The 13,701-nt window shown below is 47.6% G+C and carries 3 protein-coding genes; all 3 read right to left on the reverse strand.

Annotated elements, in window-relative coordinates; translation table 11 throughout:
• Positions 1-158: 158 nt before the first annotated feature.
• The 3 genes from PUQ60_RS05635 to PUQ60_RS05645 all read right to left on the reverse strand — a co-directional run bounded on the left by PUQ60_RS05635 (position 159) and on the right by PUQ60_RS05645 (position 13,527).
• Positions 159-6,155, reverse strand: coding sequence for a YDG domain-containing protein (locus PUQ60_RS05635; RefSeq protein WP_273379975.1), 5,997 nt, complete (start codon positions 6,153-6,155; stop codon positions 159-161).
• 200 nt (positions 6,156-6,355) lie between these two features.
• Positions 6,356-13,075: a YDG domain-containing protein gene (locus PUQ60_RS05640; protein WP_273482868.1), complete on the reverse strand. Its 6,720-nt coding sequence runs from the start codon at positions 13,073-13,075 to the stop codon at positions 6,356-6,358.
• A gap of 35 nt (positions 13,076-13,110) precedes the next feature.
• On the reverse strand, positions 13,111-13,527 hold the full coding sequence (locus tag PUQ60_RS05645) for a hypothetical protein (RefSeq protein WP_273379979.1): 417 nt from the start codon (positions 13,525-13,527) through the stop codon (positions 13,111-13,113).
• Positions 13,528-13,701 lie beyond the last annotated feature (174 nt).

The following is a 13,701-nucleotide window of genomic DNA, read 5'->3' on the forward strand; positions in this document are numbered from 1 at the left end:
TCTCTATGTATTATTAACCATTTCGAATTATCTCATATTCGATATTTCCCTGAGATCACAAAATGTCCTACCTAGTATCCCCTTTTAAGAATACCAGATAGAACACTTTATGGAAGTACTTCGACGCAAACGGTCAAACTTCGACCTAATTGGTCATTTTACTGCTTCTCTCTCCCATCCCAGACACCATTTTCATCGACATAATAGCCGTCCGGCGTCTTACGTCCGGCATACATAAGTCCCCTCATTCCGTCGGATGTCGGGTGGAAATAGTACCATTTTCCATCAATCAGCACCCAGCCGGTCTGCATACCACGTTCTGGATCGAGGTAGAACCAGCCGCCGTAGTCTTCGTCGCGCAGCCAGCCGGTCTTGATATAACCGTTCTCGTCGAACGTCCACCAGTTTCCGTTGATCTGCTCCCACGCATACGCAATGCCGTTTGTGCCGCGCATCGCTGCCTTCGGGTAGCTGTTGTCTGCGAAACGGAGCCACCAGCCGTGTTCATCCTGCATCCAGTGGCTGTAGCCGTCGTTCGCGGTGCCGTTATTAGCGCCGGTCAGGATGCCCTTGTCACTGCTCACATTTCCTTTGACAGAATCGTTTCTTGTTGTAGCAGATATTGTGATACGGCTGGAAGAAGAACGGCCGCCGGAAGATCCACGATTACTACTGTTGCTATTATTTCCGCTATTGTCAGTATCATTTTTATCGTTCGTTGGCGGAACGGTGGCGGTCAGCTCTACCATTCCCGTCATCGGCGCAATCTCATAATTCCGTGCCGCCCACTCATTCGGCGTAAATACTGCCTCGTAGCTATGGGTTCCGGCCTTCGTCAGCTGCGCCGGGTTCTTCCAGGTAAAGGTTCCGTACTCGGTACTTCCTCCTGTCAGGGCGGATGCACTCAGAGGTCTTCCCGCCTCTACGCTGGCTGCTGCCGCCCAGATGATCGACGGTGCAGGCGCCTGATAAATGGTTCCGGTTGTCTCAGTCGGGAACACAACTTGATAGTTGCCCGGATGGGTTGAATTTTCCCCAGCCGTCACCGTCACTTCGGACGAATCCAGTGTTATCTGCTTATCGGTTCCGGCATTTGTATCTGCAAATCTGCCTTTCAGACCGCTGATTGTAAGCGTCTGACCGGCGATTCCTGTCTCAACGGTGGCGTCAACTGCAACTTCTGGACTGCCGTCGTAGGTCTTTTTAACTGGCAGCGTGAGCGCCGCTTTCAGTTCCTTCGGGGAAATATCTGGATATACGCTCTTTCCTAATTGGTACCCATACTTTCCTTCCACATCTGGATCATCTGGTGTAAATTCTGCATAATATTCCTCTGTTCCATTTACCTCCGGATAAATCTGGTTCGAAGAAGTTGTGTCCTGCATCGTACTCCAGGTCCAGGTTCCCTGAATTGGCTCGTTGTGGGAATTGTAAACTCCGTAGCCATCTGCCAGTCTCAGAGAAACTTGACTCAGCGGCTGACCGTAGGTTCCCTGTGTGACAAATTCTTTTTCGCCGCTTCCTGCGATTTTTAAAATATCCTGCGTTGTTACAAGCACGGCAGTACTTTGCTCCGACGCAAACTGGCTGTCGGTTGCCCTGGTTCGAACCGCTATCGTATATGTATGTGCCGGTTGTAAGCCTTCAAACTTCGATGACTGCTGCCATTGCGGCTCACCATTTCCAGACTCCTCATCTACAATTCCATACTCATACTGTTCATTCTTTACCACGCCAATCCAGTTATATGACTTTATGATTGATGTTGCGTCTATTTTATCCGGTTTTTGAGGTCTTGCCGGAATGTCGAGTGTCTGAAGCTTTCCTGTAAATTTTCCATCTGTATTGCTTGCAGCACCCCGATAATAAACTTTATACAGCTGTTCGCTGGTTGCCCTAGAGCTCATAATAAATTTAGTAATCGAAACAGCTGCTCCTGTGCCTGTTTCCGCTGACTTCCAGTCTGTCGGGGATGTCTTTCCGAATACATACTGTACACCTTCTGGAACTGTAACCGTCTCATCGGCATAAGACAATACCGGCTGTTTCTCTTGTTCAACTTCCTGTCTTGCCGGAATCGGAATCGCTGCCGCCTCGCTGGCTGCATTGGAACCACTTGCTTTTTTTCGGACGTACAGGGAAATCTCTGTCGTATCGTCCGGCTGTTTGTCCAGAATCTCGGTCAATGAAATATAACCTTTGACCGGAATAGTCGTCCAGGATGAGGAATTATCTGACTCGGCAAATTCCAGCGGCTCGGATGCACGGTTTTTCAGTTCTTCTTTTTCGTAGTCGATGGAAATGTCCGTTATCTCTGGTGCTGCCTGGGCTGTGCGGAAGGTAACGAATTTCACATCTGAAAATTTCGTTTTACCATTCTCAACCTTTGATACTACCAAACTATATGTATACTCAGTATTTGGAGATAAACCACTTAGGTTAGTTATTATAACTCCATCACTTCCAAATCGACAGCTCAGATTGCTTGCACAGATCTCTGAAACACTACTTGCCTCTCCCTGTTTATAATAGAAATACATATTTGAAGCAGCCTGCACACGAAGTTCAGCCGTCGTTGAGGTAATCCTTCTTACTACCGCAGAACGAATCGTAACTGTCTGGTTATTGGAATAGCTTTCACCATTCTTATAGACTGTTCGGCTGTATTTTCTAAACTGCGGATACGCATCTCCGCCGTTTTCATCCAAATTTTGTCCCCAGACGCCTTCGCTTGCATCGCCGTTTAATTTGTAGGCAATTTCGCCGCTCTGAAACTGGAGTTCTGTAACTTGATGTCCTTGTCCTCTTTCTCCTTTTTGATAAACATTCTGAATTGTGAGAGGATAATTGCTATCACTGGTATTGTATATTCCAGATGAATCCGAGACATCAAAACAATTTTTTACAGCAGTACTTCCTCCACTATAAAAGAATCCTGCAGTTCTAATTTTTCCTGCCACAAAACAATTTTCAATAGCTGAATCATAAATATCTTCACATAATCCATACTCCCAAACTTGTCCCGTTTCCGATTTCTCAAAACTCATTCCAAGATTCTTTACTGAGGCATTCCATATTTTGTATATTATTCCCTCTCCAGAACTATCTTTCGCATATCTCAATCCCGAAATAATATGATAATTTCCATCTATATTTCCATAATACTTCCCACCAGATGGTTTGATTCGCCTCCAGTAATGCCCGTCTGGAATCTCAATATCCTTCATCAGTTTCAGATTACTATGATCAGAAATCTCATTTCGATTGATCTGCTCCGCAAACCAGAACAGCTGTCCCGCATTCCGAACCTGATAATATCCACCGCTTTCTTCTGCCGGCTGATATCCATTTTTACAAACCACGCAGAATCCATCTGTATCGAAATTCTCATGTCGGCAGCTGATATCTTCTTCATACATTGTAATTTCAGTTACCTGATTCCATTTAGATATCGTCTGTCCGGACACCGTAATCGGTGCTCCATTATTTAGTCCTGGTACCGTCACAGAAATATCTGTCTGTCCGGCATTATCTGGCAGATATACGGTTATATAACCTGTATAATTGCTATCATATGTGATTTCGCTCGACGGAACTGCGATCGTATTGCTTTCTTCCTCTCCGCTGATCAGTTCCACGCCATCCTGCTTTACCACAATCTCACTGGCCGTCAGTGGCTCATCTACCTGATTGATCGCCAGAGAAACGAATTTTAAGCGTGTTTTATACAGCGGAGTTCCTGTCATTATATCTTTCGAACTGTTATCATCCAGCGTCACAATTCCCAAATCGTATGTATAGTCTCCTGCTTTTAAAGTTACCTGCTGGGGTTCTTCCGATGGTTTTAAATAATTGCTTGGAAAAACCGTTCCCGTATACGCGCCACGATCACCAACTTTCATCGTCCCCGCATCCCAGGTCACAGTTCCAACGGTTATCTTCGCCGGATAAGAGCTTTTCGTCAGTCTTCCATCGTATACCATACAGTTAAATGTATATTTTTTCAGGCTGGCATTCGCATCTTCCGGATAATACGTTCCACCGTTCAGATTTACCTCTGCGTCCTCGCTGATGCTAATCGAACCTTCCAGTTTTTGATCTTCCGCTGGTCTCCAAGCTGCACGCTCACCGACGCCAATGGCATTGACCTCATTGTTGATTGCGCTTGCAGAAATCGTTCCTCCGGTAATCTGAATATCACCACATTTATAGCCGCCTACTATAGGCTTCGCGCCGTAGCCACAACCGATTCCCGGCGCAGGATAGCCATGTCCCCATGTGGTATATCCACCCTGTGCTGTGATATCCCCGCCGCGTATATAGATTTTATCTACGCATCCATAAGCTCCGCCGCCGATTCCAGCCCCACTATAACGATTGAGGCGTTCACTGCTGTAGCTTCCGGTTCCTCCCTCTGCATAGATAATTCCTCCGGTAATCGTAATGGTTCCCGTATCTCCCTCTTTGGTTCCGCCAATCCCGGCAGACATTCCAGATCCGTAGGCTTCAATATTGCCGCCATGGATCGTGATCTCTCCCAGTGTGCCGCCACTTTGTCTGGATGCACCGATTCCGGCGGAGTCCGCTCCGGTTGCCTCCAGACTTCCATTTCCATCAATAATCAGGTTACATCCCTCCGGCACATCAATCGCCGCATAGACTTCCCCGCCTTTTAAGACGTTCTTGTTCGACAGTGTCAAATGCAAGGTCGCGCCATCCCGCAATCCGATCGCCGGTTTCCACTGTGTACCAATCTCGATATCCAGATTTTGAATGGTAAGGAATGCGACCGTACCAGAGCCGCTTATGATAATATTATTCTTATCTGTACTTCCATAGATCGTTGAACCGTTGTATACCTGCTGTGCTACACTTGGACTGTCAATTATAATGCTCTTTTCAGAAATATCATAATACTTGCTCGCCAAGGTCATCAGCTGCATTTCACCAACTAATACATAAATTTCTGGAAGTTCGATTTTTTCCGCCAATTCAACCTTCTCTGCTGTTTCGCCGTCAAGTCCAATCAAATGTTCTCCCAGGTTCTCTGGTAGAACCGGTATGTAGACATAGGTTCGCCCGTTGTATTCCTGATTCGCGTCCGCATAACCCGCCCAGGTTTTCTCCTCGCTCTCGATCGGCTCGCCGTCTTCGTCGAACTCATCGAAATACTCCTGTACGGAAATACCGCCGTGAAATTCCGAAAGATCGCTCTGTTTTTCATCCAGTTTCCAGGTAATTCCTGTCAGCTGATACTGCGATGCCGTCTCATCCCCAACATTTTCCTCTTCCCCGACCGTTTCTTCCGTTGACTCGCCATCTACTGCCTTGTCATCTTCTGTCGCTGCATCCGCTTCATCTGCACCGCCCTCATCCAGATTTTCCACCTGCACATCGAGCGTATCCGGCAGGATGATATCGCTTTCTTTCGCTCCCAGTGCCAGGTTCTGAACCTGAATTGTTTCCTCTAATTCGAAAAATTCTGTAATCTCCGGTGCTGCCTCTTCCGGCAATACGGTCACTTCGATGCGCGGCAGAAAACCTGTGTCCAGTTCATAGCGGCTGCTTTTCAGTTCCGCGTCAAACACATAGACACCCGGTGTTTTTCCGTCGTATTTTTCCTTCTCACTGAATGTCTCGTCGAGAACCCAGCGGACTTTGACCTCTTTCCAGTTTTTATCGTCTTTCGTCCCGTCGGCCTCGGACGGGGATGCTTTCTGCGCGATGTCATCCGTGCCTGCTTCCGATTTTTCCGCTGCATCTGCCTCCGATGGGGACGCTGATAAAGCATCTTTCCGGACTGTTTTACTCACTTCAAGCGAAGCATCCGGCTGGGATTTTTCATCTGCGTCTGAAATCTGGGACGGCGTGGCTATCGTTTCGCCTCCGCCCTTGTCCGCTGCATCCTCCTCCCCATCTGTTCCAGTTTCCTCTTCCGCCCAAATACGCATACTCAGCTTATCCGGCAACTCCAAATCTTTATATTTCGTCCCGTATGCCACTTCCTGATGCAGCACGCTTTCCGGCAGTCCCTTTACCTCCTCGATCTGATAAATCTTGCTTCCCGCCAGGGCGCGCGGCTGCCATTCACACGTATTCCAAACCAATATCGATGCCAATGTGGCTGCCAGGATGCGTTTGTAAGTCTTTTTCATCGTCTTCCCCACCTTCCTCAACTATTCCAATCCCGTTTTCTCTATGTATTATTAACCATTTCGAATTATCTCATATTCGATATTTCCCTGAGATCACAAAATGTCCTACCTGGTACCTTTCTAGTATAAAGATACCAAATAGAACATTTCATGAAAACCACATCGACGCAAACGGTCAAACTTCGACCTATTTGGTCATTTTACTGCTTTTCTCTCCCGTCCCAGACGCCATTTTCATCGACATAATAGCCGTCCGGTGTTCTGCGTCCGGCATACATAAGTCCTTTCATTCCATCGGATGTCGGGTGGAAATAGCACCATTTGCCGTCAATCAAGACCCAGCCGGTCTGCATGCCGTGTTCCGGATCGAGGTAGAACCAGCCGCCATAGTCTTCGTCGCGCATCCAGCCGGTCTTGATATAGCCGCTTTCATCGAACGCCCACCAGTTGCCGTTTACCTGCTCCCATGCATATGCAATGCCATTTGTACCGCGTTTTTCTGCCTTCGGGTAGCTGCTGTCGGCAAACCGCAGCCACCAGCCGTGTTCATCCTGCATCCAGTGACTCTTTCCGTCATTGGCAGTGCTGTTGGCAGTTCCTGTGAGAATACCTATGGTGCTGTTGGTTCTTCCCTTCACCGGATCCTGCCTGGTCGCTCCGCTGCCGGAAGACTTGTCACGTCCGGAGGAAGAGCTCTGGCTGCCTGATTGGCCTGGCTTGTCGGAGTTATCTGGCTTGTCGGAGTCTTCTGGCTTATCCTCTGCCGGTGGAGCTGCCTTACTGATTTCAAATGTAAGGGATGCCGGAGTTGGTGTGTTGTATCTGGATTCCCACGTATTAAATTCGCCAAAGCCAAATTCGGCTTTGATTGTGTGGGTGCCTACCAATGATTCTCCTGGCTTCGTCCACTTAAGTACAGCGGTTCCATCTTCCCCTACCGAAACTATATCTGCATCCGGGTTTTCATTATCAAAGAAATGAACATAACCCTGCAGCTTGTCCTGGTAAACTCCCTGCACGCTGGCAATGATATCAAAATCCTCTTCCTCTGTTCCCAGAATTCCTTTCGAAAGCTTAGCCCCGGTCGTCCGGTTCACAGCCGTTAAAATAAGGGCGAGTGTTCCTTTATGAATGTTTATGGTTCTCTTTACAGGTGTAGTTGTACCGAAATAATTTCTTCCGTTTTCCATGGTGATGATTACATCTGCGGAACCCGTGCCTTTGATGGTCACCTGTCCCTGTGCATCCACGGTGAGAACCTTTTCATCGGAGCTTTCATATTTCAGAGCTCCATCTCCCACTACAGTCACACCAGTCAGTGGAAAGCTGTCATCTCCATAGGTTTTTTCTCCGGTCCATGCTTTCTGGTCGATTGAAACCGAACCCTGTATCGGACGGATCGTTCCGGTCTGAGCTGGATATATGATACGGTAATTCTGCAGATTCACTCCACTCGCACCTGTCTCAATTACTGCCTCTGAAGAATCAATGGTTACCGTCTTATCGGTTCCGGCATTGGCATCTTCAAATCTGCCTTTCAGACCGCGGATGTTATAGCTATGCCCCGTGCTCTGACCCGGAGTTTCTATCTCCACCGTCGCCTCTAATGCGATATCTGTACTTCTGTCATAGTCTTTTACAATAGGTGTCGTAATAACTGCGGTCAACTCTTTCGGAGATATCTCCGGAACCACACTCTGGGTCAAAGGTTCTCCATACTGCCCTTCCGATGCTTTATCAGGTATAAATTCGACCTGATATGCAGTGCTTCCCTTTACCTCCGGATAAATGGAGGAAGCAGACATTCCGCCCTGCCTTTCAATGAAGTGCCAATTTCCAGAAACCTCCGTTCTACCATAATTAACAACCTTAAATTTCTCTGCCAGCCGTACTTGAATCTGAGCAAGCGTCTGTCCATAGGTTCCTTTCGCTTCAAAGGATACAGCGCCAGCGGGACCGTCGATCAGTAATGCATCCGGTGTTGTCACCTTCAAACGATCAGCCGGCTTCGATGCAAAACTGCTGTCTGTTGCTTTCACACGAAGGGTTATATAATAGGTGTTAGCCGGCTTCGGCGATGTAAACGTCCTCTCCGACTGCCACTTAGGCTCACCAGACTCAGATTTGGCAATTCCGTACTCGTAACGGGAACCGACCGGTCTTTTTACCTTGATAGAGTAGCTGTCTTTCGTTATATCTGTTTCCTGTATCTGGTCCGGTTTTGCCGGTCTTGCCGGAATCTTTATCTCGGTTGCTTCGCCTGCAGCGCCGGAAGTGCCCGCTTTCTTACGGACATACAGGGAAATCTCATTTGTACCTTCTGGCTGGTTATCCAGAATCTCTGTCAGCGATGCCGCACCATTCACCGGAATTTCCGTCCAGGACGATGCCGTTTCTGACTGTGCAAATTCCACTGCGCTCTGTAAATTGTTTCTCAATAATTCCTTTTCATAATCAACAGAAGTCAGTTCACGTTCTAACTCATTCGTAGCTGAACCCGCCTCCACTTTTCCTTTGTAGTTGATGCCGGAAAAGGTTGCCTTCACTAAATCGGCGGCTGGGAGGTACATATACACAACGCCGTTTGGAGCTGTCTGAGCATCCTTAAAACCATAGTTGCAAGAAGGAACGTCGATGCTGGCATTCTTTATCACGCCATCTGCTTCATAAACACTGGATAAATCGGCTTTCGTGGCATAAACAGGAACTCCCGTACCATTCAATGGACTTTCCAGGTTCAAATTTCCCGAACTATCTGCTTTCAGGCTTCGAACCCGAGGTGCACTATTATAAAAGTTTCCCTTGTTTACCATATAAAACGTTCCACCATTGATAATAACCTCTGTCTCCTTGCCCGATGCTCCCGATCCTATATCTGATATTTTAGAATCCGTATCTTTGCTTTTATCCAGGCAAAACGTTCCACCATTAATCTCTATCTGTGAGCTTCCAGACTCACCGCTTCCAACAGAAGCCCCTTTCCCTGAGTACGCTGTAATCATTCCGCCATCGATTTTCACCTGTGCATTACTCGCGAATCCGGATCCGGATCCGCTTCCAATCCCAGCCCCATACTGCGCATGTACGTTAATTTTTCCACCTGTAATATGGATCTGAGCCGTTGAAACACCCAGCCTATTCGAATAACCAGAACCAATTGCTGCTCCTAGCCCACTGTTTTCCTTTACATCAGCAGTAACAGTTCCTCCATTAATCTGTATTTTCTGTACACTTTTCCAAAACGAAGCACCGATTGCCGCTGCAAAAGAGCTCCCTGAAAGCTTAGCCGTAACCGTTCCTCCATTGATGATGATCGTACCCGCATCCGCTTCCGGAGCGCCTCCTATCGCTGCTCCACTGTTACCTCTAGCCTGACTTACCACCTCTAGCGAACCGTCTGCATCTGGCTTACAATCTATGGTAATCTGTGCCTTCTCAGCCACACTAATCCCCGCCGGAGCTTTTGATTCCGTTTTCTGAACCTGAATCTTATTCTCTCCTTCCAGATACATGAGCACGTGGGAACTACCGTTAATCTGAATTGGCGCTGCATCCTGTGCTGCGGTTTCTGATGCCTGGAGATGGATGCCTTTTACAACCAGCTTCACATTCTGCGCTGCTGATGTATTGATTTTTAAAAAATGCGTCGTATTCTCTTCACTTGTCACAATCGTATAGACTGTCTCATACGACTGCCCCGGTATTGTTTTTAACGTGCTCCCGGTCGAATCTGCTTCCTTCTGATAATGCGAAATGACCAGATTTCCTCCCTGTTCCGAGAATGTGATATCGCCCTGGGAAAGATCCAGCACACCTTCAAAGGTCTGTATTTCATTCAGGACCACTATCTCTGTCCCTGCCTCATCTGCATTCACTTTCTTCTGGTTCAATGTAAATTGACCATTCGACTCTCCAAGTCCCGCTATTCCCGTCTTAATTTCAAACTGATATTCGCCTGTCGGAAGATATGCCGTTGCAACTGCACTATTTTCATTTGAAGCATCTTTTACCAATTTCCCATCAAAAGCAAACTGTCCCAGCTCCTTGCTCAATTCTACAGGGTTTCCTGTGCCAGCTGCATCTGTCCGCTTTGCCCGCAGTTTCACCTGATCGGTATCCTGTACCTGTGATGATAAGAATACAAAGCGTACCGGATACAGTTTTTCACCAATGGAAAGAGAAAGTGCCGTTTCTTCTTTATTTTCTAAGGTAAGCGTTCCGGACACTTGGTACGCCGTTCCATTTTCTCCAGATTCCTGAATCGTAACTACAACCGGAATCTCATCTCCATGTAGAGAGGAATACCAGCTGACCTTTCCTGCCGAAATCTGATAGTTAGACGCTTTCGTATCCGAATAACTCAGAATATCCGGCAAAACTCCGCTTTCATCCTGATCGCCTACCTGAACGGTCAGCGTATAATTCTGATTATTTTTCAAACGGCCATCATAAATGGTTAAATCCAGCATTTTCTTATATGCCTCTTTTCCCAGCGTAACAGGAACGTTCTCATCTTTTCCTGCAGACAGGACAGCCGTTCCTGTCTCTGTAACCGTATTGTTTTGGGAGTCTGTCACCTCCGCCACAACTGACATCTCTCCCGTAAATCCGAGCCACTCTGTCACAGCCGGTATCGTGCCTTTGAATTCTCTAACAATCATCTCTGCGTCTGTTTCATAAACAGGCGTGCTTCGAGCGGTATCTCCCTCCTGATAGAAACGAATTTTTACAGAGTATGTTCCATCTGACAACTGATTGTCATAGACGGTCATCTGGAATGTTTTTTTACCAAATGTACACGTTGTTCCACGCGGTTCTATCGTTCCGTCTGTCAGTTTTAATTTCACCTGCTCTGAAATATCAACGCTTCCGCCTATTTGTTTATTGTCTCCATTTTTATCGATACCTCCGTACCCGATATTTCCCTTAACCTTCAGATTTCCACTGAATATGTTTATCGTGCCACAGGGCAGCTTTAAATCGAGCAGAGCATTCCGTCCGCTTCCGATTGCAGCACCGTACTTTACATTCCAACTGCTTGCCTCAACCTCCGGTGCTTCTCCTTCTTTCCCGCCAATCTGGATCGAATCTACGGCTCCATTGTCTCCGCCTCCAATTCCAGCTCCGGTCTCTCTTCCGCCTTCCGCTTTTACGGTACCGCCCAAAATCCGGATCGTTCCGCCAATGCCATACATACCTGTTCCGATTCCCGCACCCCCAAGATGTACCTTCGAACCCCTAAACCAGCAACCTCCACCAACCGCATGGATATTGCCGCCTTGAATCTCAATCGTACCTGTCTTATAGCTTATTATTGTATTTTCATGATCTGGCACCGTCGCCCTTCCGCCGATTCCTGCCGCACCATATCCGCCTCCGGTCGCGGTCAGACTTCCGGTGCTTTCTTTGGTAATGATCAGGGTTGCTTTTTCCTCAACCCCGATTCCAGCGCCGCCGTATGTACCCTCTAATGAATTTTCCCCTTTTACTGTTAAATTTAATTTTGCCTTTCCTTTCAGAAGGATTCCGGCTGCATTATCTATGATATCAGTGCCATAGCCAACATTTACACCTTCAATTGTCAAATTTACTGTAACATCATCAATTACAATACCACCTTCGATTTTCCGGCCTTCCGATAACCTTTCCGTCGGATGATAGGTGCCAGTGATCGTCATTCCATTTAACCGACCCACATTGTCTTTATTAATCACCAGATAATTTCCGTTCAAATCATACGTTTCATCCGCCAGCAGCGCCACGCCCGCGTCACCCACCATCACATAAATCTCCGGCAGGTCAGCCGTATCCGCCACTTCAAATTTGCCCAGCTCCTCCGGCAGTACCGCTCTATACACATACACACGGCCATTATAGTCCTGGTTCGCCTCAGCGTAGCCCGCCCAGGTCTTCGTCGAGGTCTCAACCGGCTCGCCGTTTTCGTCAAATTCTTCGAAATAGTCTTTTTCGGAAATGCCGCCGTGGAACTCCGGGAGGTCACTCTGCTCTTCGTCCAGTTTCCAGGTTATACCAGAGAGCTGCCAGACTGCCATTTCCGCCTCTGTATCTTTCTCTGTGCCCTTATTCGCTGCTTCCACCAGATGCATGTTCTGGCTGTCTTCCGCCAGCGTTTCATCCGCCGCTTCCACCTCAACCTCCAGTGTATCCGGCAGGACGATATCGCTTTCTTTCGCGCCAAGCGGAAGCTTCTGCACCGCAACTGCCTCATCTAACTCCGAAAATCCGATGATCGCCGGACCTTTTTCCTCCGGAAGCACCGTCACCTCGATGCGCGGCAAAAAGCCGGTATCCAGTTCATAGCGGCTGCTTTTCACTTCCGCATCAAACACATAGATACCCGGTGTTTTTCCATCGTATGTATCTTTCTCACTGAATGTCTCATCCAGCACCCAGCGGACCTTGACTTCCTTCCAGGTTTTATCGGTTTTCGTCCCGTCTGCATCGGATGGGGATGCTTTCTGCTCAGGGTCATCCACCCCCCCTATTTCTGATTTTTCTGTAACATCTGCCTCAGATGGGGATGCTTTCCGAACTGTACCATCTGTTTCAGATGAAGAAAGCGTCTGAGACTTTTTTTCTGTTTCCACTTTACCGTCTCCGCTTTGAAGCTCCGACGGCGTAGCAATCTTTTCCGCACCGTCTTTATCTTCTGCACTGTCTTCTTCATCCGATGCTTCTTCCGCCAAAACCCGCACTTTCAGCTTATCCGGCAGCTCCAGATCCTTATATTTCGTTCCATACGGAACCTCCTGATGCAGGATTTCATCCGAAAGCTCCTTCACTTCCTCGATATACTGCACCGAACTGCCTGCCAGCACCTGCGGGTGCCAGTCACACGTATTCCATATCATTACCGCCGCCAGCGCCGCTGCCAGGGCACGCTTATATTTCTTTTTCATGCTGTTTTCCCTCCATCTATTCTGAATGAATTTGTCTATTTCAGTCTGTTTCCCACCTGAACAAAATACTTTTTCTTCCGATCCAGCAGGCTTTCGCTGCACGCCACCAGAAGTTCTTCTAATTCTTCTTTTTTCGTCGGAAATACCCCGAATGCGGTCACATGGAGCCGCCAGGATTCGAGGGCATTGTCCCGGCCGGAAAGCCAGATTAAGGATGCCGCCGGGTTATTTTCCCGGATTTTTTCTACGATCTCCACTCCCTGTCTGCCCTGCACGGACGCCAGCATAATGAGGTAGGGATTCCCTTTTACAAAATGCAGATATGCATCCAGATCGCCGATATACGTGTGAATCATCGGCCATCTGCGGTTTTCAGTCAAAATTTCACGCAGCATTTTTTCCAGACCTTCAATGTCGGTCGGTTTTTCCCCATATATCACTACCCGTACCATATTCCACCTGCCTTTTTTGATTTGTTACTTTTCACACACCGTTATTGTTCACGCATACGTGCCCAGTAACGGATTTTCATTTACATTTCGGGCCATAACTTTTATACTATAAACATACCAAATGATGTTGTCAAGATTGGTTGACACATTTTTCTCAAGGACATCATGGACTAT

The sequence above is a fragment of the Clostridium sp. AF02-29 genome (genome assembly GCF_934835585.1).
GTDB lineage: Bacteria > Bacillota > Clostridia > Lachnospirales > Lachnospiraceae > Otoolea > Otoolea fessa.

Excerpts from the sequence above, each read along its gene's own strand:
- PUQ60_RS05635 (WP_273379975.1), bottom strand. The coding sequence starts at position 6,155 with ATGAAAAAGACTTACAAACGCATCCTGGCAGCCACATTGGCATCGATA.
- PUQ60_RS05640 (WP_273482868.1), bottom strand. The coding sequence starts at position 13,075 with ATGAAAAAGAAATATAAGCGTGCCCTGGCAGCGGCGCTGGCGGCGGTA.
- PUQ60_RS05645 (WP_273379979.1), bottom strand. The coding sequence starts at position 13,527 with ATGGTACGGGTAGTGATATATGGGGAAAAACCGACCGACATTGAAGGT.